Genomic DNA, 25,403 nt, shown 5'->3' with positions numbered 1-25,403 from the left:
TGTTTCACCAACAAGTTTTCATAGATAAACCGCCTCTCTTCATTTCATGAAGAGAGGCGGTTTCTTGATTAAAAGAACTGTTTATAGTTCGGGGAGCAACTCACGAGTAACAGCATCGCCCAGCAGTCTGCCATTGAGGGTGAGAACAAGGCGTCCGTTTTTCAAGGCTTCAGGCTCAACTAAGTCTTGGTTCAGCAACCACTGAAGTTTAGCGTCCAGAGCCTGCCCGTGTACCTGCTGTAGTTTGTTAATTGAATACCCCTCAATGGTTCGCACCATGAGCATGATGTCCTCAAAGTTCTTGGTCTTTTCTCCGAGAACTTCACGGGCTGCCGCCGGGGACTGCCCGAGGCAGACCTTACCGGAGTAAGCCACGGGGTGCTTAACATTCCACCATCGGGTGCCATTCAGATGTGAATGAGCACCGGGCCCAACACCCCACCAATCCTGGTTCTTCCAGTAGGCAAAGTTGTGGGTACTGCGGGTTTCCCGCGATGAAGCATAGTTCGATACCTCGTACCAGCTGTAGCCAGCAGCGGTGAGATGTTTCTCTGCCAGCAAGTACATATCTGCCATCAGATCATCGTCGGGCATCTCATACTCCCCACGACGAATCTGTGCCGCGAGCTTGGTTCCGTCTTCAACAATCAGTGAGTAGGCAGAAATATGATCGGGCGCGTAAGAAATAGCGGCTTTGACAGACTTCTCCCACTGTTCCAGACTCTCCCCCGGCGTGCCGTAAATAAGATCAACAGAGACCTGCAGACCGGCATCTTTAGCCCACTGCACCACCTTGGGAACATTCGCTGGGGTGTGGGTGCGATCAAGCACCTGCAAAACCTCCGGCACCGCCGACTGCATACCAAATGAAACTCTGGTAAACCCACCGGCAGCTAAAATCTGTAGGTCTTCAGCAGTCACAGAATCAGGGTTGGCTTCGGTCGTAACCTCAGCGCCCTCTTCAAGACCAAAAAGCTCAACAGCGCGCTGCAAGATTTTCACCAGGTCTGTAGCCGGTAATTTGGTTGGCGTACCACCACCAAAGAAAACAGTGTGCAGCTTCCGCTCAGGTAGGGCGGAGGAGCGCATCACCTGCTGCGCAAAGTCCAACTCGGCACACGCGTCCTGAGCATAGGTTTCTAACCCCACACCATTACCGAAATCGTCAGTGGCGTAGGTATTGAAATCACAGTACCCACAGCGCACCGAACAAAAAGGAACGTGAACATAGAGACTTAACGTGCGCTGCTCCGCACCGATAGCAGATTCCTGTGGAACCATTCCATCAAGCGGAGCAGGCATGCCCAAAGGCTGAGCAGGGGTCACTTCTTCGACTTGTCCTTTGACTCTTCGCCAGATGATAAAGCAGCAATGAATGCCTCCTGAGGCACCTCCACGCGTCCCACCATCTTCATGCGTTTCTTACCTTCCTTCTGCTTTTCCAGCAGCTTACGCTTACGCGAAATATCGCCGCCGTAGCACTTCGACAGAACGTCCTTGCGGATAGCGCGAATGTTCTCACGGGCAATAATACGTGAGCCAATAGCTGCCTGAATGGGCACCTCAAACTGCTGGCGAGGAATCAGCTCGCGCAGCTTGGCAGTCATCATCACGCCGTAAGAATAAGCCTTGTCCTTGTGGGTGATGGCGCTAAATGCATCCACCTTTTCGCCCTGCAAGAGAATATCGACCTTGACCAAATCTGATTCTTCTTCGCCATCGAGCTTCCAGTCCAAGGACGCATAGCCGCGGGTCTTAGACTTGAGCTGGTCGAAGAAATCAAAAACGATTTCAGCCAGAGGCAGGCGGTAACGCAGCTCCACGCGTTCCTGCGAAAGGTAGTCCATACCACCCATCGTGCCGCGACGCTGCTGGCACAGCTCCATAATCGCACCCACGAACTCGTTGGGGGCAATAATAGTGGTAGCAACCATCGGTTCTTTGATGGTCGCGATTTTACCCTCAGGGAACTCACTGGGGTTGGTCACGCGCTGAGCGGTACCGTCTTCAGCAACCACATCGTAAATAACGTTGGGTGCGGTGGAGATCAGGTCAAGGTTGAACTCGCGCTCCAGGCGCTCACGCACAATCTCAAGGTGCAAAAGACCCAAGAAACCAACACGGAAACCGAAGCCCAAAGCCGCCGAAGTCTCAGGTTCATAAACCAGAGCCGCGTCATTGAGCTTGAGCTTATCAAGGGCATCACGCAACACGGGGTAATCAGAGCCATCAATCGGGAACAAGCCTGAGAACACCATCGGCTTGGGATCCTCATAACCACCGAGAGACTCTTCAGCACCGTTTTGAGCAGAGGTGACAGTATCACCCACACGCGACTGGCGAACATCCTTCACACCGGTAATCAAGTAACCAACCTCGCCCACGCCAAGACCCTTAGTCGGCACAGGCTCAGGCGAAATCACACCGATTTCCAACAAATCGTGCTCAGCACCCGTAGACATCATCTTGATGCGCTGGCGAGGCTTCAAACTGCCATCAACCACACGAACATAAGTCACTACGCCGCGGTAAGAGTCATAAACAGAGTCAAAAATCATCGCTCGGGCAGGTGCGTCCTCTTTACCTTGAGGGGCAGGCAGCAAATCAACGATGCGGTCAAGCAGCTCAGTGACGCCCTCACCAGTTTTACCCGAAACACGCAATACGTCCTCAGGCTCAACACCAATCAAATTCGCTAACTCTTCTGCATACTTATCAGGCTGCGCAGCAGGTAGGTCAATCTTGTTCAGCACCGGAATAATGGTCAAATCATTTTCCATTGCAAGATAAAGGTTCGCCAGAGTCTGCGCCTCAATGCCTTGGGCAGCATCGACCAGCAACAAGGCACCCTCACACGCAGCCAGAGAACGAGACACCTCATAGGTGAAGTCAACGTGACCGGGGGTATCAATCATATTAAGTGCGTAGTTCACGCCATCTTTTTCCCAGGGCATACGAACAGCCTGAGACTTAATGGTGATGCCGCGCTCGCGTTCAATATCCATGCGGTCAAGGTACTGAGCCTTCATCTCGCGGGGGGTCACCACACCGGTTGCCTGCAACATGCGATCAGCAAGAGTGGACTTGCCGTGGTCAATGTGCGCAATGATGCAGAAGTTACGGATGATAGAGGGCTCTGTAGAGGCCGGAACCGGAGGGTTAGTCGCCAAAGGTGACACGTAGGTTGAGTCCTTTCCGCATGCGCGTGGGCGCGAAACCGAAAATAGTGATGAAACGAGTGCACGAAGAAAATCAAAAGTGCATATTTACACCACAGTCTAGCAAAAATTCATATCTGACCCGCTGTGCATGGTATTACAGCCTCTATCAAGTTGGCGAGCCACCGCTAAAGTGAGAGGTATGAAATTTAATATTCGCACCCTGCTTAGTCTCGGTCAGCGTGCCTACAGGGAATACCAAAAGATTCAACGTAAATCTCAGGGGTCAAGTTTCGGCACCGACTCTTCCCCTGCCAACAGCGGCGCATCACGTCCATCTCGGCAGCAGCACTCAACCCCGATACCTCGCTCTGACTCGTCCATCTACCCCGGTGATTTCCGCGGACGTATTCGCCCCCAGTACTCTCCCGCTCCCAATGGCTCCCCTGACCCCGGTGAAGTGGTCTGGACGTGGGTGCCCTACGAAGACGATTACAATCAGGGCAAAGACCGCCCGGTACTACTTATCGGCAAAGACGGTGAATACCTGCTAGCACTGATGCTCACCAGTAAAGACAACACCAACGTCTATAATCGTGACCCTAACTACCTTGATATTGGTTCGGGCCCCTGGGACAAGAAAGGGCGACCCTCAGAAATTAAGCTCAACCGAATTATTCGGGTACGCGAGGACGCCGTGCGGCGAGAAGGTGCCATCATGCCCGAATCAACCTTTAACACGGTTATCAATGCGCTAAATAATCTTGCTTAGCCCCTTACCCTTGCGCCCCGGTCTTTGCCCTATCAACACGGTAAAACTGTGGTACACATCGTAAAGCCCTTTACCTTTATTTCTGGTAAAGTTCATACTTGTGTGTCCGATGGTCATCGGATACAGCTGGTTGATTGCCATAGGCATCCCCACGCCGCTCAGTCGATGATCGATCAGCGTCGCCCTCACCGACCAATTAGACAAACAGAAAGTTTATAAACGTGGCTAACATCAAGTCTCAGAAGAAGCGCATTCTCACCAACGAGAAGGCTCGCCTGCGTAACAACACCATCAAGTCAGACCTCAAGACCAGCATCCGCAAGGTCAACGAGGCTGTTGAGGCAGCGAACGTAGAAGCAGCGAACGAAGCGCTTCGTAACGCAAGCCGCAAGCTCGACAAAGCAGTTTCAAAGGGTGTTCTTCACAAAAAGAACGCTGCAAACAAGAAGTCAGGTTTGGCTGCTCGCGTCAGCAAGCTTTCAGCATAAGTTCTCGCTTATGAACCCGGTACCCCGATAAAGGGTCTGTGGTAAACACATAGGGCTCCACCTTGAGGTGGGGCCCTATGTTTGCAGGTAAGATTATGCGGGACGCAGCCACTGGTATCTAAGATTCACGAACGTCCGGCGCGAGCTATTGCTAACACAGCTTTTTCTAGGGGATAGAGAGAATCCGCAGCTTCTCCTTTGAGAGCTGCATCGGCATCAGCTAGCACGCTAAAGATATGGGCAAGGTCTGCGGCGGAGAACCTTCGAGAGTCACGCTGTGCTTGCTGAGCCTGCCAGGGTGCCATGCCCTCCACGCGTCCTGAAGAACCGTGTACTTTGGCGATATTACGCATTTTTAGGGCGAGAGCCCCGACTAGCGGAATAGGTTCAGCACCTGAATCTAAAGCATTTCGCAGGAGTTTGAGAGCAAGAGCAGGTTGAGCCGAAACGGCTGCATCCGCTACCTTGAAAGCTGTCACTTCTACACGATCACCGTAGTATTTTTCAACAAGTTCAAGGGTTATAGCACCGGCAGAATCATCGATGAGCTGCCTGCAGGCTGAGGCGAGTTCAGCGACATCGCTACCAGCTGCAGCTACAAGGGTGCGTACAGCTTCTGGGGCAATCTGGCGCCCGGCACTTTTTACCGTAAAAAATACAAAGTCTTGTTTATCTTTATCGCTTTTGAGGGGCTTGGTCTCGATAAAAGGAAAAGGGCTCTTTTTGAAGGTGTCGAGCAGTTTTTTACCCTTGTTACCCCCTGCGTGAGAGAAAACTACCACCGACTCAGGATCAGGTGATGCCAAGTAGTTCAACGCATCGGGCAGAAAATCATCATTCATCGAAGCTAACCCATCAACCTCAACAATCTTCGCCCCACCGAAAAGTGAGGGGCTAGTCTCTGCAATGAGCTGACCGCTAGTGTAGGTACTGGCAGAGAGAGAAATGATTTCTACGTCGTCATGGGCGGCACGGAAGTCAGCTCGGATTTTCTCTTTGGCTTTCTGCGTGAAGTACTCTTCAGAGCCATAAAGCATTACTACGGGCGCCGGTGCTATTGTACGCCAAGCGTGGGTTGGTGCTGCGGTGCTACGTGCCATTGAAGACTCCTCGCCTTGAGCTACGTGCCAGATTCTGCTCATCCAAGCATATAGGTCGCACGCAGTTTCGGGCTACTTAGAGGTGTGTAGACGCACTTGGTCAGTATCACGGTAGAGGGCAATGTGCCCATGGTGGGCAGTGTTGTACAGGGCGACACCTCCTGCTGTAAGGTGGTCGGTAATCTCTCGGTGCGGGTGCCCGTAGTCATTATGAGTTCCCGCAGAAATAAGGGCTACTGTAGGTTGAACTTTTCGGTAGAGTGCCGTTCCCGAGCCCTTAGAACCGTGGTGGGGTACTGCCACCACATCAGCCGAAAGATCGCCTGACGTTGCCAGCAGCCGTCTGACGCCTTCTTCTTCGAGATCACCCGGTGCAAGGTAGGTCAGTGGGTCACTGCCAGCGCACATCAGCTCAGTGTGGCTCACGAGTGACGCATTATTTTCGCTGGCAGAATCACCTCTGCCCTCTCTTCGTGCCCGGTAGGGCTGAGAAGACAATCGGTCAGATTGAGCGTTCGCTGCAGGCTCCTGACCTCCAAACGGCGCTAGGATGCGAGTCGTTAGCTGGCAAGCGCTCCCCTGCCAGCTAAGAGTATCTCCCGCTGCCAGGTGAATAGCTGCTCTTGATGATGTGCCAAAAACTTTTGAAGTATAGAGGGGCAGCTCCCTAGGAAGAGCCGAGAGAGCCCCCACATGGTCACTGTGGTTATGGGTCAGTATCACAGCATCAATACGTTCTACCCCGGCATAGCGCAGGCAGTCGGTGAGCGCGTCCGGAGAGTCCCCCGTATCAATGAGCACCGCGCTATTGTCATCGGTGCGTAGTAGCGCTGCGCTCCCCTGCCCTACATCGCACGTTATTACCGCCCATTGAGGAGGTACCAGATGGTGTTTGCCGCCAAAATGCAAGCCAGCGATGATACCTACGACGGCTGCAATCGTCCACAGAATCACAGTGGTTTTGAGGCGGTGGTTCTTTGCACCACCGTTGGTGGATTTCATAGCTGCCCCCGATTACTGCTGAGGTAAACGCGAGCACCAGTTCGCCAATCACTGACTATCACGAGGGCACTCAGAGCAGCCACTGCTGCAAAGATAAGGGCGATGTTCAGGACGCTTGGTTCAACAGAAATGCTGCTAGAAGGTAGCGCTGAAGTAGCGGTAGCGATGTTAATCAGGAGTTGTACCAGCGCTCCCGCTGCGGTTGAGCAACCGTCAACGATAAAGCTAACAGCCGGTGATGCAGCACCGGGAGTAAGCACCACAATTACGATGCCCAGAACTGTCACGGGAGCTACCAGCGGCGTTGCCAGTACATTGGCAAGGACGGTATATGTTTGGATTTCTCCTACCATGAGAACGAGAAGGGGTAGGCACCACAGCCCTGCTGCCACAGGAATTGCTATCACTTCAGCTACCACCAGCGGTAGCACGGTTGCCATGTGCCGAGCCAGAGCCGGTGCCAGCAGAATCAGCGCGGCAGTAGCACTGACAGAAAGAGCAAAACCAAAGTTGAGGGCATAATCAGCACGGGCTACTAAGCTGATGATAACAGCGCTTGATAATAAAGGCAGTGAGTAGCGTCCTGTGCCCAAAAGCATGGCGCTAGCTCCTAAGAGACCCATCGTGAGAGCCCGCAGGGCTGAAGGCTCATGCCCCACCATCAGGACGTAAGCGATAATCACCGTCACGCCGGCAACGATGCAGAAACTTCTGCCAGCTCTTAGCCACTGCAGCAGTCTGTACCCCAATAAGAACATGAGGGTAATATTTGCTCCAGAGACAGCGGTGAGGTGAGTGAGCCCAGCCTGTTGAAAACTGGTCTTGGTTTTCTCGCGCATGCCTGCGTCATCGCCGTACGTCATGCCCAAGACGAGAGCCGTTTGGTCATCGTTAAGAATGCTTGATACCTGATGACGGGTTGTTTCTCGCATTGTGTTACGCCAACGGTCGATGGGATTCTGTACCTGCTTGCCCAGTGCTACACCGCTCCATGAAGCGAGGGGCACAGCCGTTGCAGAGCTTAACCTGAGGTAGGAACCTTGGATCTCTAAGACTCCGGTGAGCTTCACTTTCTGGGCTTGGGGAAGGATCTGTGGGGTGAAGACCGTCAAAGAAATTTCGCGGTGCGGGGCGTGAAGGTGCTGCCCGCGGTGTAAGGCTAGAACTTGCACGGTAGTTCGCGCAGAATGATTGACGTGTTCGCTGGCTGTTACGACACCCTCGATTCGTACCAGCTCGCCGTGTGCCGCCTGAAGGTGGCGTGCATCTGCCACGGTGCCGTTGACGCTCAGAAGGGCAAGCTGCACCAGCGTCAGCAGACCTGCAAACGTAATGGTGACCGGTACACCGTGCGCCATTCCGGCAGCTGCGCTCAGAGCAGTCACAACTACTAGAAAAACAACCAGCTGCGGGCGTGCAAGCACCATTGCAGTTGCCAGCCATACGCTCAGGGCAGCGGGTACCAGCCGTACGTCAATGATTCGCGGTTTAGCGCGGGCATGTTCGTTCTTGCTCCGAGCTTTAGATGGGGCAGATGTGAGGGCGAACATCAGACGGTCACCAGCGGCAGTAGGCGTTCTAGCGTCGCGGGCCCTATGCCGCTAACCTGGTCTAGTTCTTCGGGCAGCTGAAAACTGCCGTTGGCTTGCCGCCAGTCAATAATCTTTTGGGCGGTGGATGGTCCCACGCTGGGCAGGGTTTGCAGCTCTTCACTGGTAGCTGTGTTGATATTAATTTTCTGCCCAACAGCAGCTGAATTGGTGTTCCTTGTTTCGGGCACCTTGGCAGAAACGGGCTGCTCAGGACGCGCCTGCTCACCGATTACCGGAACATAAAGCTGAGTTCCATCGGTCAGCGGAGCAGCCAAATTAACCGTTGAGGTATCAGCCTCAGAGGTTACTCCCCCGGCTTTCTCCACTGCCTCGATAGCACGAGCACCAGCTGGTAGCTCAAAAACCCCCGGAGAGTTCACCGCACCTGTGACGTGTACTAGTAGGGGTTGTTCGCCAGATTGCACAAGCTGGGCAGAGTTTCCCCTCTCGGCGGTGGCAGGGTCAGGTTCCGAAGTAGATCTCATCACATCACCTGTTGAAGGTGGTTGGGTCTCTAATACCTGCTGCGTGAGGGATACCGACTGAGAATCTTCCGGGGTGCTGAGAGTAAAACCAATAATTACCGCACTGATTGCCACCACTGAACCAATGAGCACTTTTGGAAGTGCCGGCGGTCGCCAGCGCACTACGCTACGTCGCAGTGGTTGAGGTTGAATGCCCTCTTCTGAGTCGGCGAGCTGTTCATAGTGGTGGGCGCTGCGAGACCCGGTGAAGTCCGGGCGGACGCGCCCCGCAGCTTGCCGCCGTCTAGCAAGCAGCTGTGCGACCGCGTCCGTGGAGTCGTGAGGTTCTAGGGGTTCTTGGTTCATGCCCCCAGAATAAATCTAGATTCTCGGTGTGCCCAGAGAAAGCTGAAAATCTGTGGATACCCCGCCTCTAAACGGTAGTATCCACACCTGTGGGTGTCCACAATTGCTGTGTGTCCACAATTTTTTACTGTGGAAAATTCACCCCCATTTTCTCTCAAGCTGAAAGATACGCGGCTTAGTAAGTGACCGCAGCAAGCACGCCCACCCCGGTATGTGCCGCCAGAACATCTGGCAGCGGAGTAACGGTTGCCTGGGGCGCGTTAAGTTCTTCGACAAACCGGTGTGCTTCAGCTGTATTTCCGCTGTAGTGAACAGCGACAACTTTGCCTTTTGGTGCTAGTAGACCTTCCTCAGGCATCCAGAAATCTCGGGGACGCTGCGATTCGCGCTGAATATAGTGTACTAAAGAGGCTTTAGCACGGGCGATGGTGCGGGGGCGTTCAAGATAGACCAGCTTGCCGTCGTCCACCGTTGCCACCGGTCTAATTTGGAACATCTGCCCCACGGTCGCGAGAGCGGGGTGTATACGTCCGCCCCGTCGCAGTGCTTCGAGGGTGGGTACGTAAAAGAAGAGACGGGTGTTATCGGCAACGTCCATAGCGTACTCAGCAAGTACGGGTGCCTCTAGCCCCAGGGCGCTGGCGCGCATCAGCTGCTCAACCACCAGCCCCTGAGCCATTGCCACGGTACGAGTATCAATGACGTAGACGGGAATTTTCATGTTGCGTGCAGCTGTGTGGGCAACCTGAACGGTACTCGAAAGCTCGCCCGAAAGATGCACCGAAAAGATGGCATCGAATCCCTGTGCCTCAAAATCTTCATAGATTCGGAGGAGAGCGCCCAGCCCCGGTGCTGAGGTGGTGACAGGTTCCCCCTGAATGTGGGCGAGGGTGATGCGCTCAGAAGTATCAGCCTCCGCAACCGTTGCACCGCCAACACTCACCGGCAAGGGAACCTGTGCAAACCTCCCGCTGGCAGTAAACTCCTGCACAGTCTCAGACGGTAGTGCGCAGGCGGTATCGGTAACAACGGCGATCTTAGGCATAGAACTATTCTAAGATGGTTGCCAGTTACCTGCCTCCCTCACTACCCGTAACCTCGATATGAGCAAGAACCAGCGCCCCAGTACACAGCAGAGGCAGAACCTGCCTTATAGCACAGATTCTGCCCCTCCTTACTGTTTTTGATAGCAGGTGACTAAATCACAATGTTCACGAGCTTGGGTTCACGAACAATCACCTTGCGAATCTCTGCTCCAGCCAGCGCCTTCTGAATCGTCTCAGATCCCAGCGCCAGCTTCTCAAGGTCAGCGGCGGAGATATCTTTAGCAACCTCTAGGCGGTCTTTGACCTTGCCCTTGACCTGCACCACGGCGGTGACAGTATCATCAACCAGCAAAGCGGGGTCAACGGTGGGCCAGCCAGCAGTGAGCACGGGAGCGTCATAGCCTAGAGTATGCCACATATCTTCTGCAACATACGGTGCGTAGAGAGAAAGCAGAATCGCTAGAGCCTCAGCAGCTTCACGTACTGCCGGATCCGCTGCGCCGGCACCCGAGTCGATGGTTTTACGAGTAGCGTTCACCAGTTCCATGGTCTTAGCAACCACCACGTTGAACTTACCGCTTTCAACCAGCTGAGCAGCGTCATTGAGGGTGCGGTGGGTAATGCGACGCAGGGCAACATCACCGGTGGACGCGTCCGCCCCCATCTCGCTAGTGACATCGCTGGCAATGCGCCAGGCACGCGCCAAAAACTTGGACGCACCGCCGGGGGAAACATCTGCCCAGTCGACATCATCTTCGGGCGGGGACGCGAACACCATGGTGGTACGTACCGCATCCACGCCGAAGATATCGAGCTGTTCACCCAAGTCAACACCGTTGCCCAAAGACTTAGACATTGCCTTGCCCTGGTTGAGTACCTGCCCCTGGTTCATCAGTGCCTTGAAGGGTTCACCGTGTTCAATTAGACCCAAATCGCGAATGACCTTGGTGAAGAATCGTGCATAGAGTAGGTGCAAGATAGCGTGTTCTACACCGCCCACGTACATATCGACCTGCCCCCACTTTTTCATCTGCTCGGGATCGAAGGGAGCCTGGTCATAACCGGGTGAAACGTAACGCAAGAAGTACCAGGAGGAATCCACGAAGGTGTCCATGGTGTCCGAGTCGCGCTTGGCTTCGCCGCCGCATTCGGGGCATTCCACATTGTTCCAGTTGGTAGCTGCCGCCAAAGGAGACTGACCCTTGGGCGCCAAATCTTCGCCCTTGAGGTTATCGGGAAGCAACACAGGCAGCTGTTCTTCGGGCACCAGCACTTCGCCGCACTTTTCACAGTGGATTACGGGAATGGGTGTGCCCCAGAAACGCTGGCGTGAGAGCAACCAGTCGCGCAGACGGTAGATGGTTTTACCCTCGCCAGTGCCTGCAGCTTCGATGATTTCAATAGCCTTGGCAATACCCTCAGCCTTTGACAGACCGGTAAGCTCACCAGAGTTGATGAGCGTACCTTCACCGGCAGTAGCAACACCGGTCTCTGCCGGATCGTCTTCACCAGTATCGAGAACACTCATCACCGGAATATCAAACTTCTTCGCGAAATCCAGGTCACGCTGATCGTGGGCGGGCACAGCCATAATAGCGCCGGTACCGTAGTCAGCCAGCACGTAGTCAGAAGCCCAAATCGGCAATTCAGCACCGGTCAGCGGGTTAACGGCGTAACGACCGGTAAAGACACCGGTTTTCTCGCGTTCAGTTGACTGACGCTCAATATCGCTGAGCGCCTTAATCTCTTCGCGATAAGTCTCCAAAGCGTCCTGCTGGTCTTCAGCCACCAAGTCCAGTGCTAGCTGAGAGTCCGCTGCCACCACAAAGAAGGTTGCGCCGTAGAGAGTATCGGGGCGGGTAGTAAACACCGGAATACTGGTTTCTTCTTTGCCACCACCGGCAGCAACCACAAAGTTCACCTCGGCACCGCTTGAGCGACCAATCCAGTTTTTCTGCATAGCAAGGACGCGCTCAGGCCAGTGACCTTCGAGCTCCTTCATATCGTCCAGCAGCTGCTGGGCGTACTCAGTGATCTTGAAATACCACTGGTTCAAATCTTTTTTGGTTACGGCGGTGCCGCAGCGCTCGCACTCGCCGTTAACGACCTGCTCGTTAGCAAGAACGGTCTGGTCTTTGGGGCACCAGTTCACTTTGGAGAACTTACGGTAAGCTAGGCCCTTTTTGTAGAACTGCTGAAAGAGCCACTGCGTCCACTTGTAGTACTCGGGATCTGAGGTGTGCAGGCGGCGGTCCCAGTCAACGGCGATACCGTAGCGTTTGAAGGAGTTAGCTTGGGTCTCAATGTTCTTGTAGGTCCACTCTTTGGGGTGGGTGTTGTTCTTGATTGCCGCGTTTTCTGCGGGCAAACCGAAGGAGTCCCAACCAATGGGGTGCAGAACATCCATGCCCTGCTGACGCCAGAAACGAGCGTTGACGTCGCCAATAACGAATGCCTCAGCGTGCCCCATATGCAGGTCACCCGAGGGATAGGGGAACATATCGAGCACGTAGCGGTTCTCTTTGGCGGGGTCATTGGTGGGTGCGTAGACACCGGTTTCTTCCCAGTAGGGCTGCCACTTCGCTTCAATAGTCTTGAAGTCGTAGGAGGGGCCGTTCATTTCTGTCTCGTGAGACAAGGCAATTCCTTACATATACGTTGTGTGTCATCAAATCCCGTGTTGAAAAATGTAGGACTGACCGTCTATCGAGATAGAAAGCACAGTGCTACCCAACCGGGGCTTTTATGAAGTGGTTATAGTCTATCGTGTTCGGGCGAGCAGGAACTAAATATCTTCTCACGAGGTAGACCACAGATACCTCAGTGCATCAGTACACTAAACGTTTGCGCCCCGCTGCCGGTAGCTCGTGGTTTGCGAGTAAACTGATGCTTTGTACTCGTGCGCAGTTGAGTTCGCTTGCGCCTATTTTTTAGAGACAAGGTTTCTCGCCAAGGAGGCACCCGTGGTTTTCGAACCGGTTATGCAGTCAATAGACCGCGGTAGTCAGCGCAGCGTGCAGGTCTTGGGGTCTGAAACCCACTACTGGGTCTATGGTAGCGAAAAGAACCCGCTGGCGGTGCTGGTACACGGCTTTCGCGGCGATCACCACGGGCTAGAACTCATTGCTCAGAAACTCTCTCAGAGTTTTCACGTTGTGATACCTGATCTGCCCGGTTTTGGGGTGAGTGAGTCCATTCCCAACGCTCAGCATTCTATTTCAACATACGCTAGCTGGTTGGTGGAGTTCATCGCCACTTTGAGCTCACCGCCGCAGGTTTTGGTGGGGCATTCTTTTGGCTCTATCGTGTGTACCTATGCCGCAGCAAGTCGCCCTGGCATCGCCAAGAAACTGAGTCTCATCAACCCGATTTCTGAACCTGCGCTCGAAGGGCAACAAAAGGTTGTCTCTGTTCTTGCGTCAAGCTACTACAGCGTAGGCGCGCGTCTTCCCGAAAAACTGGGGTTCGGTTGGCTACGGCTGGCACCTGTAACCCGCGCGTCCAGCCGATTTATGATGCGTACCAAAAACCCCGAGCTACGCGATTTCATTGATGCCCAACACGATGCTCACTTTGGCTCTTTCAGCAGCCGCGCCACAGTCCTAGAGGCGTATCGAGCGTCCATCAGCGAAACCGCTGCCTACTATGCCCCTGCCGTTCCGATGCCCACTCAGATGATTGTCGCAGAAGATGATGATTTAGGTTCGCTTGCGACAGCACTCGCCATGTACACTTCTTTAAACCTTGGCCGCATGGACGTCATTGAACGGGTAGGTCATCTTATTCACTATGAGACCCCCCAACGGGCGGCAACTCTGATTAAAGATTTTGTGAAGGACGCGCTGTGAAGCTCATTATTGACGCCCGCTATACCCGCACTGACTACCATGACGGGATTTCTCGCTATACAGCGTCCCTCATTGATGCGCTCAAGAATCTGGTTGATACAAAACACCCAGAGGTCCCTGCCGGTTTTGAGCTGGTTATGGCGATTTCTGATCCGGCGCAGTTGAAGATGCTCCCTGATGTACCGCACGTTAAAATTTGCTCACCCACCGGCTCTTTAGAGCTTTTAGCGGCGCGTCAGCTTAACAAGTTCTCTCCCGATGTCGTATTTTCCCCCATGCAAACTATTGGTTCTGTGGGGCGTAAATTTAAGCTGCTGCTGACCCTGCACGATTTGATTTACTACGATTACCCGACTCCTCCCAGTTTTCTACCGATGACCGTTCGCTGGGGCTGGCGTGCTTTCCACACTTCTTTTGAACCGCAGCGTAAGCTGCTTAACCGGGCAGATGCGGTGGTAACGGTCAGCCAGACCACGGCAGCTCAGATCGCTGAGCACAAGCTGACAAAGCGACCGGTTCATATTGTGCCTAACGCTCCGCAGCCCGGTTCTATCATCGGTGCTGACACCGCCATCGAACGGGCTGAACGACGCACTAAGCACCTGCTCTACATGGGGTCTTTTATGCCCTATAAGGGGGTAGAAACTTTGGTGGAAGCAATGAAGTTGCTGCCGGACTATCAGCTGCATTTGCTCTCGAAGATTAATAGCGCAGACCATATGCATCTGAGTGCTCTGGCTGGCACCAACGTCACCTTTCATAACGGTGTGGATGAGAGCGATTACCGGTATATGCTATCGTCTGCGGCAGCCCTGCTCACCGCCTCCCATGCCGAGGGCTACGGTCTGCCGGTGGTAGAAGCCCTGGCGGCTGGTTGCCCTGTCGTTATTTCTGATATTCCCATTTTCAGGGAAATAGCTCCGCACGCTTTCTTCGCTGCCGCCGATCAGCCCGAAGATTTTGCCCAGCATGTGCGCTGGCTAGAAGACACCGATATTCAAAGCACGCAGGTTCTTAATGGTTTAGAGGACGCAGCGGCTTATTCCTGGCAGAATTCAGCGCTGACGCTATTGCGAGTTATCAAAGATCTCTAACCCTAAGGACTAGAGAATATCTAGCCCATCGCAGCGAATTTGCACCGGTGGGTGTAGCCTCAGAGCTGAGGCGGACGCGCGTGCTGACCTGAGCATGGGGGTCACCATGGTCGCCGTGCTGTAGGAGAAGAAGAGAATGGCGCGTACCAGCGTAGTCTCTGGTTCTTCCTCGTAGAACCCTCGTGGATCGTCTAAAGGGGTGGGTCCCACAACTCTCACACCTTCAGGAATGTTCAAGGACTGCATGAAAGCGTGTACCGCAGCTGGCTCACCCGTGACCGCCGCCGTCCGCATGGCAGGTGGCAGTCCCAGCTCCCCGCGTTGGTTAAGTTCATCCAGCGCAAAGCCCACCGGGTCCCACCGCACCAGTGCTTGCAAAGCCACCGAATCGCTGGCGGTAGACACCACGCGTCCGCCTTCAGAAAAAGGACGCACCAGGGCAGCAGCGTTGAACCAGCGTCGCAGGGCTTCTTCGGGTGCTCGCAGAGAGTCTCGCTGAATCATGCGATCAGCGTCCAACAAGAGGGCGGCCGCATAACCTTTTGGTGCCACTGGCTCGGCACCGGGGGTGGCGATCACGAGGGCTGGCTCGTCATCGATTTCAGCTTTGATGTGTTCTCCTGCTGAAGAAATCACGGGTACTTGAGGAAATGCCCTGCCTAGCTCTTCGGCGGTACGCAATGCCCCCACTGAGCTCATGCGCCACTGGGTGAACCCGCACTCGTTACAAGCCCATGTGTGAACTCCACGACCGCACCACGAGCACTCGGGTGCTCCCCCGCGCTTGCCCACGGCAACCGGCCCGTAACAGTGGGTACAGCGCACCGGCATTCTGCAGCGCTGGCAGGCCAGATTGGGAACGTACCCAGAGCGCGCCACCTGCACCAGCACCGGGCCCGTCTCAAGGGCGGAACGAGCCAAATTATAGGCAAGTTGCGGAATGCGGGCAATAGCGGCAAGAGGATCTTTTGCCAGTTGGTAATCATCGCCCACAGTAAGGACGCGAGGGGTTGCCTCACGCACGGCAGGACGCTCAGCACCCACATAGGTTGCCCAGCGGGTGCGTACCAACCGTGCGCTTTCGCTGCTCAGGGAGTAGCTCATAAATAAGGCGGCTGCATCAGTGGCTGCAGCACGCAGTAAAAGTACGTCGCGGGCATGGCAGTAGGGCGCACGCGGCTCAATAAAGTTAGCGTCGGCGTCATCCCAGCATGCCACAAAGCCCAGGTTATGAACCGGTGCATAGGCGGCAGAGCGAGTGCCCACCACTAACCGCACCTCCCCGGTGAGCACTTTCAAGAAGTTCTCGTAGCGTTGAGAGGGCTTATCTGCTGCGGTCAGGCGGACAAAGTGCTCAGAGGCACCCAAACTATCGAGCGCATCTTCTAAGCGGGCGAGTGTTTTTTGGTCGGGCACCACGCCAATAGCACCGCGTCCTGTTGCTCGAACAGTGAGCAGAGCTTGTGCCATAGCATATTCCCAACGATATTCACCGGTGGCAGGTAAAAGGGTCATCACCGCCCGGGCTGAAGCACCCGCAGCGAGATCTTCTATAAACTCAGTGCCGTGAGTGTAAGCATCAAAAGCTGAGGTAGCAGGGGCTGTTACTTCTGCTGGCTCGCGCCAGAGCGAATCTAGGTCAAACACCGTAGCGGGCGGCGCTGTCTCAGCTTCAGAATCGCTCTCAGCTTCTTGGCTCTCGTGAGTTTCAGGGGTTGTCTGCGCGGTAGCAATCAAGCAATCTTCGACCCTCGCTACCCGTGGCGGCACAGCCAAACGCAGAACATCGGCAACCGTACCGCTGCAACGTTGAGCCACCGCGTCCGCCAAGTCAAAAATTTCGGGACCGACTACCGGCACCGGTGAAATAACCGTGCGCAAGGGTAGGATGCGGGTGGGGACGGAAGACTCAGCCACACGCTCTCGAATGAAACCCTGCATCTCACGCCCAGAGAACTTAACTTTGACGCGCGCGCCCACCGTGGCGCTGGCATCTAGGTGTTCGGGCACCTCGTAATCGAAAAGCCGGTCGAGGTGGGGTATATGCGAATCCAGCTGGACGCGCGCCACCGGCAACTCAACCTCGGTGTCAAGTGCTGGTGCTTTAAGTTCAGGAAATCCCTGCAACAGATCTGTTTGCAGGGATCCTGAATTTTTCTGTGAACCCATGGGTTCTATTTTATGCGCCGACTGCCTGAGTGAGAGCATCTACGCGGTTTGTGCGCTCCCAGGTGAACTCTGGCTCTGTGCGCCCAAAGTGACCGTGCGCTGCCGTCTTAGCGTAGATGGGGCGGCGCAAATCGAGCTCGTTGATAATCGCCAGCGGACGCAGGTCAAAGACCTCGCGGATTGCCTTCTCAATTTTCACCGGATCAACTTTTTCGGTATCGAAGGTTTCAACGTAAAGACCCACCGGTGCGGCCTGACCGATAGCGTAGGCAACCTGTACCTCAGCGCGGTCAGCGAGACCTGCTGCAACTACGTTTTTGGCAACCCAACGCATAGCGTAGGCAGCTGAACGGTCAACCTTCGAGGGGTCTTTACCCGAGAAAGCACCGCCGCCGTGACGTGCCATACCGCCGTAGGTATCAACGATGATTTTGCGACCGGTCAAGCCGGCATCGCCTACGGGACCGCCCTGCACAAACTGACCGGCAGGGTTAATGATGAACTTTGCCTGTGAGCTATCGAGGTCAATGCCTGCAAGAACCGGTGAGATGACCTGCTCACGCACGTCGTTTTCAAGGTCTTTGAGGTCGTAGTCGGCAGCGTGCTGGGTTGAAACCACCACAGTGTCAATAGCAACGGGTACGTGATTGGAGTCGTAAGCCAACGTGACCTGGGTTTTACCATCAGGACGCAGACCCTCAAGAGTACCGTTTTTACGCACCTTGGTCAGCTGTTCCGAAAGGCGGTGAGCTGCCCAAATGGGGGCTGGCATCAAGACATCAGTTTCATTCGATGCGTAACCGAACATGATGCCCTGGTCACCAGCGCCCTGGGTATCGTAGTCATCCTTCGCCGTGTTCTGGCGCACCTCAAGGGAGTTGTAGACGCCAGAGTTGATATCTAGGGACTGCTCGCCAATAGAGACGGAGACACCGCAAAACTGGCCGTCAAAACCGTGGGTTGAGGAGTTATAGCCGATATCTAGGATTGTCTTGCGCACAATCGAGGGAATATCAACGTAACCTTTAGTGGTTACCTCACCGGCAACCATAACCTGGCCAGTGGTCACCATCGTCTCAACGGCGACGTTTGATGTGGGGTCTACTGTCAGCAGACCGTCAAGAACGGCGTCTGAAATCTGATCACAAATTTTATCGGGGTGGCCTTCAGTGACTGACTCACTGGTAAAGAGGCGCAAATGCTGATTATTACTCACGTTCACCACTGTACATTCCGTACCCGTCAAGCGGGCAATGATTAATTATTATTGAGTTGTTGCGCAATACTACGCATGAGAGTCACCGCTACGTCATACTTACTGCCAGAGGCATTGACAACGTCATCTGTGCGGCGGTTCAAAATGAAAATCTCGTTGGTATCTTGCCCGAAGCCTTTAGTCTCGCCTACCTCATTAACCACGAGTAAATCGCAGCCCTTGCGTTGAAGTTTCGCTCGTCCAAATTCGAGGGCTGACGTCGTAGCATCCCCTGTTTCAGCGGCAAAACCCACAATAGTGGCAGGCAGAGAACCTGTGCCGCGCTGTGCCACCGCGTCTTTGAGGATATCGGGGTTACGCACCAGCTCTATGGTCGGTACCTGGTGAGGATCATCAGTTTTCTTGATTTTGAAAGCCTCAAACTGGGCGGGCTTAAAATCAGCAACCGCCGCTGCCATGACCAGCACATCGTAGGTATTGAGTTCTCCCAGCACCTCGCGATGCAGTTCATCGGCGGTAGACACCTTGATGACGCGCACATCAGCTGGAGGCTCAACCTCCATATGGGCGGCAATCAGGGTGACGTGCGCACCGGCCGCCACCGCAGCTTGTGCAATAGCAACCCCCTGTTTGCCAGAAGAACGATTACCCAAGAACCTCACGGGATCGAGCGGCTCACGGGTTCCTCCTGCGGTGACTAGGACGCGCCGTCCTGCCAGGTCACCGGCTTGAGGCTGAGCGGGGGCAGCGGCATCGAGCACTCCTCCGTCAGAACTAATAATCTCCAGCGCCTGAGCGAAAATATCTTCGGGTTCGGGCATTCTGCCCACACCCGAATCGGGGCCCGTCAAACGCCCCACGGCGGGGTCAATCACGTGATAGCCAAAATACCTCAGCGTCTCAACGTTCTTGACTGTTGCCGGGTGCTCCCACATCTGCGTGTGCATCGCTGGAGCAAGAATCACCGGGGCGTGAGTGGTTAGCACGGTGGCACTGAGCAGGTCATCCGCGCGTCCGATCGCCAACCGAGCCATGAGATCAGCGGTTGCAGGGGCAATCACTACCGCATCGCACTGCTCAGCCTGAGCAACGTGATTAACCTGGGGCACCCGCTCAAAAACAGAGACCGACACCTCATTGCTGCTGAGTGCCTCAAGCGTAGGCTTACCCACGAACTCAAGGGCGGCAGCGGTAGGCATCGCAATAACCTCATGCCCCGCCTTAGAAAATAGACGAAGGAGCATTGTTGCCTTATACGCAGCAATGCCCCCTCCGATACCAACGACAATACGCATAAAAGTAATGTCTCTAGCAGAAAATTATTCTGATTCCGGTGCGTCTACGAACTCAACCACCGGTGCGTCAACAAATTCTTCACCGTATACATCACCGGGGAAGAAGTCAGCGCTCATAGCTTCGTGAATAATCTGACCGTTCTCATCAAACTTTGAATCAGTCACGTGGTTAGCTTCAATCAAACCCTCGTTGATTTCGCGCATTGCAACAGACAGCGCCTTCTCGTTAGGCTCACTATCCACCAAGGGACCTACAAAATCGTAGAGATTGTCGTGAAGCTGCGAGTAGTAGGCGTTGATCTGGCGAGCACGACGCGCACCAAAAATCACCAAACCGTACTTTGATTCAGCCTTCTCAATCAGGGCATCAGCACTGGGGTTGATGATTCCTTCTTCGTTGTGAGCAGTAGCCACGAAAACTCCAAAAATTGTCGGTAAAAATGCGGTGAGTACCGCTTCTTTCAAGAACTCCATAAGCGGAGCCAAAACTAAATATCAACTATAGCCTGTTCGCAGGATTTTGGCACGCAAAAGCCCTGTGAGCCGCACCAAGAACACGTGCCTTGAGCAATTCACAGGGCATATCGGCATGAGAAAACCCTATTTTTTGTTCAGACCCATCAGGGCGATGATTTCCTCTGCGGCGCGCTCAACCTCATCATTGATAACGGTTTCATCGAACTCGACCTCAGCAGCTAGCTCGTCTTTAGCGGTCTCCAAGCGAGCTGCCTGCTCTTCTTTAGTTTCGGTGTTACGACCAACCAAACGGTTCACCAGCTCTTCCCAACTCGGAGGAGCCAAGAAAATGAACTGGGCGTCGGGCATGTTGTTACGAATCTGACGAGCACCCTGAATATCGATTTCCAAGAAAACGTGCTTGCCTGCCTCTAACGCATCCTCAACCATGGTGCGCATGGTGCCGTACTTGTAAGAGTTGTGAACAACAGCCCACTCCAGCATCTGACGGTTATCAACCATCGCATCGAATGCTTCTTCAGAAGTAAAATAGTAGTGCTCGCCGTCAACCTCACCCGGGCGAGGGTCGCGAGTAGTAGCAGATACAGAAAACCACACCTGCGGGTAGTTCTTACGAATGTAAGCAGAAACGGTACCCTTGCCCACAGCCGTAGGGCCTGCAAGTACTGTTAGTTTGGGTGCTGTTTTCTCTGCCATCTGTTACCACCTTGTGTGTTAGCGATTAAGGTAATCAATGAGCGCCTGACGCTGGTGAATGCCTAATCCACGCAGTCGCCGCGAAGACGCAATATTGAGTTCTGCCATGATAGCCTCAGCCTTTATCTCGCCAATGCTGGGGATAGAGCGAAGCAAATCCACTACTTTCAGTCTACTCAGCGCTTCGTCAGATTTCGACCGCTCAAGAACTTCTTCAACAGTTATTTTGCGCTGTTTTAAATCTTCTTTGACGGCAGCTCGTGCTGCACGTGAAATATTAGCCTTCGCTCTTGCTTCGGCTCGCTGCTCATTGGTGAGTGGCTTAATAATCATCTTTACCCCAAGTAAAAAATATCTCTATCGCGAAAGCGTCCCTGTTCCCCATTCACCGATTGATATCGGCTCATCAGGGACACTTTCGCACAAGATAGGTTATGCAATAGTTTTAGGCGGCGTTCAAAACCGTCAAGAGATCTTCGCGCGACGCTTCGGCAGCTTCGCGCAAAGAATCGGTGTTTGGACCGTGCGCCAAAACGCCACGGCTCGAATTCACCAGTACCTGTTTCTCAATTCCTGAGAATACAGAATACAGGTCAGCAGCTGTTGCACCTTGCGCACCGTAACCGGGTGCCAAAATGGGCCCGTTGAAGCTGGAGAGGTCAATCTCCAAATCTACAAGCGCCTGCCCCACAGTAGCACCCACCACCAGACCACATGAGCCCATATGGTACCAGCTGCTACGCTCGTTCTCAGCATGAGCTTGCTCGATGATAGAACGGGCTACGGACGCTGTGCCTCCGACATGCTGTACCGAGCGTCCTTCAGGGTTTGAGGTGAGCGCCAATACAAAGGTGCCACGCTGATGCTTATCAGCTGCATCTAGTGCCGGACGCAAAGACTCAAAACCCAGATAGGGGCTCAACGTCACAGAGTCAGTAGCTAACGGTGAACTACCCAACCATGAATCAGCATAGGCCTTCATCGTTGAGCCAATATCACCGCGCTTGGCATCAGCAATAATCAGAATATTTCGTACACGCGCCTCGGTGAACAACTCTTCAAGCACCTGAAAGCCAGCGGCTCCATGGCGCTCAAAGAAAGCTACCTGCGGCTTGAAGGCTGCAACGTGGTCACCGCACCCCTCAACCACAGCCTCAGTAAAAGCTCGCAGACCCTCAGCGTTATCGGGCAGTCCCCACTGCTCCAACAACTGGGCGTGCGGGTCAATACCCACGCACAGAGAACCGCGCTCGCTGATGGCTGTTGCCAGCCGATCGCCGAAAGGCATCTTTTCTACTGACGGATTGCTCATGCTCGTGCCTCGACTGAGTCAAGAAGCTGAGCTTCATGCTCCTGCAAACTCATGACGTCCCAGCTGTACTCGCGCAGAGCGTTAATTGCCTGAACCGCCGCACCAAATTCAGAGATAGTGGTGACGATGGGGCAACCGATACTGGTTGCCGCCGCGCGAATCTGGTAGCCATCACCGCGAGCCTGACCACCTGAAGGCGTATTGAAAATCAGGTTGATCTCGCCCTCGCGAATCATATCGACAATTGAGGGCTCACCCTCAGCTTCTTCACCGATCTTAGGTACAACCTGCGAAATAACGCCGTTGCGGCGGAGCACAGCAGCGGTGCCGCCGGTGGAAACAATGTCAAAGCCCAGCTGCTCTAGCATCTTCACATAGATGATGGTGCTGCGCTTATCGCGGTTAGCCACTGACACAAAGACCTTGCCTTCGGTGGGTAGCTTGGCCCCCACTGCTGTTTGGGCCTTGGCGAAAGCGGTATCGAGGTAGCGGTCAAGACCCATGACCTCACCGGTTGAACGCATTTCCGGGCCCAGCAGTGAATCAACCACAATACCCTCGGGGGTGCGGAAACGGTTGAAGGGTAGTACAACCTCTTTGACCGCAATAGCAGTCTCATCGGGTAAGGATGCGCCGTCCATCTTGCTCGGCAAAACACCGTCAGCCTTCAGATCAGCAATGGTCTTACCCACGCCAATCAGTGCCGCTGCCTTCGCCAGCTGCACACCGGTTGCTTTAGAAACGAAAGGAACGGTACGCGATGCACGGGGGTTAGCTTCAATGACATAGAGAATATCTGAAGCAACCGCGAACTGCATGTTAATCAGACCCTTGACACCCACGCCCTGAGCAATCTTGAAGGTTGCTTCTTTGACTCGTTCAAGGATGTCGGTGCCCAAGGTAATCGGGGGCAGCGTACACGCTGAGTCACCGGAGTGAATACCTGCCTCTTCGATGTGCTCCATGATGCCTCCGAGGTACATGTCTTCTCCGTCGTAGAGAGCATCCACGTCGATTTCGATGGCGTCCTCAAGGAACTTATCAATGAGAGCGGGCTGTGAGGGCGAAACCTCAGTAGCGTTTTCAAGGTAACGTGCCAACTGAGCTTCGTCATACACGATTTCCATGCCGCGTCCACCCAGCACATAGGAGGGGCGTACCAGCACGGGGTAACCGATTTCATCGGCAATCTTCTTGGACGATTCGAAGGTGAAGGCTGTGCCGTTCTTCGGTGAAATCAGCTGAGCTTCTTCAAGGACGCGCGCGAATTCCCCGCGGTCTTCGGCAAGATCGATTGCTTCGGGGGTGGTACCCAGAATTGGAATGCCAGCCTCTTTAAGAGCCTTAGCAAGTTTCAGCGGGGTTTGACCACCCAACTGTACAAACACGCCCATCAAACCACCGGTGCGGCGTTCTGATTCAACAACCTCGAGTACATCTTCGAGGGTGAGCGGTTCAAAGTAGAGACGGGTTGACACATCGTAATCCGTTGAGACAGTTTCGGGGTTGCAGTTAACCATGACGGTCTCGTAGCCCGCCTCGCGCAGAACCAGTGAGGCATGCACACAGGAGTAATCGAACTCAATGCCCTGACCAATGCGGTTGGGGCCCGAACCCAGAATCATAATGGAAGGCTTTTCGTGGGGTACTACCTCGTCCTCAGCATCATAGGAGGAATAGTGGTAGGGGGTGAATGCCTCGAACTCAGCTGCGCAAGTATCAACGGTCTTAAAGACCGGGCGAATACCCAGAGCGTGGCGAACACCGCGTACCACGGCTTCTGAGTTGAGGGTCAGTTCTGCAATCTGAGCGTCAGAGAAACCGTGACGCTTAGCAAGACGCAGGGTGTCAGCATCCAGATGCCCAGCCTTAGAAGAAACCTCTTCGGCAACCTCATTGAGCAGTACCAGCTGGTCCAAGAACCAGGGGTCGATGGCAGTTGCTTCGTACATCTGCTCAATGGTTGCACCGGCAAGCAAAGCCTGCTGCACCTGGTAGATACGCTCGGTAGTGGGAGTCTTCGTCTTTTCAATCAGCTCGGTAAGTTCAGCTTCGGTCAGCTTAGGCTTGACGAAAGAGAAGGACGAGTTCTTCTGCTCCATCGAGCGCATCGCCTTCTGCAGTGCTTCGGTGAAGTTACGGCCCAGTGCCATAGCCTCGCCCACTGACTTCATGGTGGTGGTCAGGGTCGGGTCAGCTGCGGGAAACTTCTCAAAGGCGAAACGGGGAACCTTAACCACGACGTAGTCGAGGGTAGGTTCGAAGGACGCCGGGGTCTTCTGGGTGATATCGTTAGGGATTTCATCCAGGGTGTAGCCCAGCGAAAGTTTGGTTGCGATCTTAGCAATCGGGAAGCCGGTTGCTTTGGAGGCGAGAGCTGATGAACGTGAGACGCGGGGGTTCATCTCGATAACGACCACGCGACCGGTGTTGGGCTCAATCGCGAACTGAATGTTGCAACCACCAGTGTCGACGCCAACTTCGCGAATCACGTTGATTGCGATATCGCGCAGCTTCTGGAATTCGCGGTCGGTGAGGGTCAGCGCGGGGGCTACGGTGATGGAATCACCGGTGTGTACGCCTACGGGGTCAAAGTTTTCGATCGAGCAAACGACCACCACGTTGTCGTTGGTGTCGCGCATCATCTCTAGCTCGTATTCTTTCCAGCCTAGGATTGATTCTTCGAGCAGAACCTCGCTGGTGGGGCTGTACTGAATACCTGCACCTGCGATGCGGTAGAGGTCTTCTTCGTTGTAGGCAAGGCCTGAGCCCAAACCGCCCATGGTGAATGAAGGACGCACCACCATGGGGTATCCGAGTTCTTTGGCTGCTTCCAGCGCTTCTTCCATGGTGTGAACAATTACCGAGCGCGCTGACTCGCCACCAGCGCGCTCTACAACGCCCTTGAACGCCTCGCGGTCTTCACCCAGGTTGATTGCCTCGATGTTCGCACCAATCAGCTCAACCTTATACTTATCGAGAATTCCCGCTTCATCCAATGAAATCGCGGCGTTGAGCGCGGTCTGACCGCCCAGGGTCGGCAAAATCGCGTCCGGCTTTTCCTTAGCGATAATCTTCTCAATCACCTCAGGGGTAATCGGCTCAATATAAGTGGCATCAGCAAACTCAGGGTCAGTCATAATGGTAGCCGGGTTGGAGTTCACCAGGATGACGCGCACGCCCTCTTCTTTGAGCACGCGCAGTGCCTGGGTACCCGAGTAGTCGAACTCAGCTGCCTGACCAATAACAATGGGGCCAGAACCAATAACAAGAATACTGTTCAAATCTTTTCTGCGTGGCATAGTGTG

Annotated in this window: 20 protein-coding genes; 4 read left to right on the top strand and 16 right to left on the bottom strand. The window is 54.3% G+C overall.

All coding sequences use genetic code 11. The features are described 5' to 3' along the window. Positions 1–81: 81 nt before the first annotated feature. Positions 82–1,326, bottom strand: a complete 1,245-nt coding sequence (gene hemW / locus JR346_RS05315; RefSeq protein WP_370592566.1) for a radical SAM family heme chaperone HemW — start codon at positions 1,324–1,326, stop codon at positions 82–84. Then, the gene (gene lepA, locus JR346_RS05310; RefSeq protein ID WP_205481880.1) at positions 1,323–3,179 is read right to left on the bottom strand and encodes a translation elongation factor 4; all 1,857 of its coding nucleotides are present in this window, start codon (positions 3,177–3,179) and stop codon (positions 1,323–1,325) included. The genes hemW and lepA overlap by 4 nt, the downstream gene beginning before the upstream one ends. A gap of 181 nt (positions 3,180–3,360) precedes the next feature. On the opposite strand from lepA, the gene JR346_RS05305 reads away from it, so the two are divergent. Next, positions 3,361–3,930, top strand: coding sequence for a type II toxin-antitoxin system PemK/MazF family toxin (locus tag JR346_RS05305; protein WP_205481879.1), 570 nt, complete (start codon positions 3,361–3,363; stop codon positions 3,928–3,930). Between the two features lie 221 nt (positions 3,931–4,151). Then, on the top strand, positions 4,152–4,418 hold the full coding sequence (gene rpsT, locus JR346_RS05300) for a 30S ribosomal protein S20 (protein ID WP_204875857.1): 267 nt from the start codon (positions 4,152–4,154) through the stop codon (positions 4,416–4,418). 125 nt (positions 4,419–4,543) lie between these two features. Here the strand turns inward: rpsT and holA are convergent, their stop codons facing one another. The 6 genes from holA to leuS all read right to left on the bottom strand — a co-directional run bounded on the left by holA (position 4,544) and on the right by leuS (position 12,632). Continuing rightward, a complete protein-coding gene (holA, locus tag JR346_RS05295) occupies positions 4,544–5,518 on the bottom strand; it encodes a DNA polymerase III subunit delta (protein ID WP_240333874.1) in 975 nt (324 codons plus the stop codon). Between the two features lie 72 nt (positions 5,519–5,590). Next, a complete protein-coding gene (locus JR346_RS05290) occupies positions 5,591–6,520 on the bottom strand; it encodes a ComEC/Rec2 family competence protein (RefSeq protein ID WP_205481877.1) in 930 nt (309 codons plus the stop codon). Then, complete coding sequence (locus JR346_RS05285) at positions 6,517–8,070, bottom strand: ComEC/Rec2 family competence protein (RefSeq protein ID WP_205481876.1); 1,554 nt, start codon at positions 8,068–8,070, stop codon at positions 6,517–6,519. Before JR346_RS05285 ends, JR346_RS05290 begins: the two co-directional genes overlap by 4 nt. Further along, the gene (locus JR346_RS05280; protein WP_204875849.1) at positions 8,070–8,942 is read right to left on the bottom strand and encodes a helix-hairpin-helix domain-containing protein; all 873 of its coding nucleotides are present in this window, start codon (positions 8,940–8,942) and stop codon (positions 8,070–8,072) included. Before JR346_RS05280 ends, JR346_RS05285 begins: the two co-directional genes overlap by 1 nt. Before the next feature lie 175 nt (positions 8,943–9,117). Next, positions 9,118–9,987 (bottom strand): DegV family protein, encoded by an 870-nt coding sequence (locus JR346_RS05275; RefSeq protein WP_204875847.1) that lies wholly within the window; start codon positions 9,985–9,987, stop codon positions 9,118–9,120. 152 nt (positions 9,988–10,139) lie between these two features. After that, positions 10,140–12,632, bottom strand: a complete 2,493-nt coding sequence (leuS, locus tag JR346_RS05270) for a leucine--tRNA ligase (protein ID WP_370592605.1) — start codon at positions 12,630–12,632, stop codon at positions 10,140–10,142. A 319-nt stretch (positions 12,633–12,951) separates the two neighbouring features. Here leuS and JR346_RS05265 point away from each other — a divergent pair, with 319 nt between their 5' ends. Next, positions 12,952–13,836: an alpha/beta fold hydrolase gene (locus JR346_RS05265; RefSeq protein WP_205481875.1), complete on the top strand. Its 885-nt coding sequence runs from the start codon at positions 12,952–12,954 to the stop codon at positions 13,834–13,836. Beyond that, positions 13,833–14,930 carry a glycosyltransferase family 1 protein gene (locus tag JR346_RS05260; RefSeq protein ID WP_205481874.1) on the top strand — a complete coding sequence of 366 codons (1,098 nt, stop codon included), beginning with the start codon at positions 13,833–13,835 and terminating at the stop codon, positions 14,928–14,930. The genes JR346_RS05265 and JR346_RS05260 overlap by 4 nt, the downstream gene beginning before the upstream one ends. A gap of 9 nt (positions 14,931–14,939) precedes the next feature. Here the strand turns inward: JR346_RS05260 and JR346_RS05255 are convergent, their stop codons facing one another. The 8 genes from JR346_RS05255 to carB form a co-directional block, all read right to left on the bottom strand. After that, on the bottom strand, positions 14,940–17,099 hold the full coding sequence (locus JR346_RS05255; RefSeq protein WP_239478535.1) for a primosomal protein N': 2,160 nt from the start codon (positions 17,097–17,099) through the stop codon (positions 14,940–14,942). A 10-nt stretch (positions 17,100–17,109) separates the two neighbouring features. Further along, positions 17,110–18,315 carry a methionine adenosyltransferase gene (gene metK, locus JR346_RS05250; protein ID WP_204875841.1) on the bottom strand — a complete coding sequence of 402 codons (1,206 nt, stop codon included), beginning with the start codon at positions 18,313–18,315 and terminating at the stop codon, positions 17,110–17,112. 41 nt (positions 18,316–18,356) lie between these two features. Beyond that, positions 18,357–19,610 carry a bifunctional phosphopantothenoylcysteine decarboxylase/phosphopantothenate--cysteine ligase CoaBC gene (coaBC, locus tag JR346_RS05245; protein ID WP_205481873.1) on the bottom strand — a complete coding sequence of 418 codons (1,254 nt, stop codon included), beginning with the start codon at positions 19,608–19,610 and terminating at the stop codon, positions 18,357–18,359. A 24-nt stretch (positions 19,611–19,634) separates the two neighbouring features. Continuing rightward, positions 19,635–20,024: a DNA-directed RNA polymerase subunit omega gene (gene rpoZ, locus JR346_RS05240; RefSeq protein WP_240333873.1), complete on the bottom strand. Its 390-nt coding sequence runs from the start codon at positions 20,022–20,024 to the stop codon at positions 19,635–19,637. A 186-nt stretch (positions 20,025–20,210) separates the two neighbouring features. Continuing rightward, positions 20,211–20,783 carry a guanylate kinase gene (gmk, locus tag JR346_RS05235; protein WP_204875835.1) on the bottom strand — a complete coding sequence of 191 codons (573 nt, stop codon included), beginning with the start codon at positions 20,781–20,783 and terminating at the stop codon, positions 20,211–20,213. Between the two features lie 18 nt (positions 20,784–20,801). Continuing rightward, positions 20,802–21,116, bottom strand: a complete 315-nt coding sequence (gene mihF, locus JR346_RS05230; RefSeq protein ID WP_205481872.1) for an integration host factor, actinobacterial type — start codon at positions 21,114–21,116, stop codon at positions 20,802–20,804. 112 nt (positions 21,117–21,228) lie between these two features. Further along, positions 21,229–22,095: an orotidine-5'-phosphate decarboxylase gene (gene pyrF, locus JR346_RS05225; protein ID WP_205483769.1), complete on the bottom strand. Its 867-nt coding sequence runs from the start codon at positions 22,093–22,095 to the stop codon at positions 21,229–21,231. Next, positions 22,092–25,397 carry a carbamoyl-phosphate synthase large subunit gene (gene carB / locus JR346_RS05220; RefSeq protein WP_205483767.1) on the bottom strand — a complete coding sequence of 1,102 codons (3,306 nt, stop codon included), beginning with the start codon at positions 25,395–25,397 and terminating at the stop codon, positions 22,092–22,094. The genes pyrF and carB overlap by 4 nt, the downstream gene beginning before the upstream one ends. Positions 25,398–25,403: the final 6 nt, after the last annotated feature.

Origin of the sequence: Rothia sp. ZJ932, assembly GCF_016924835.1 — a bacterium.
Classification (GTDB): Bacteria; Actinomycetota; Actinomycetes; order Actinomycetales; family Micrococcaceae; genus Rothia.
Note: the sequence above shows the minus strand (reverse complement) of the source record. Positions and strands in the feature narration are given on the sequence as shown.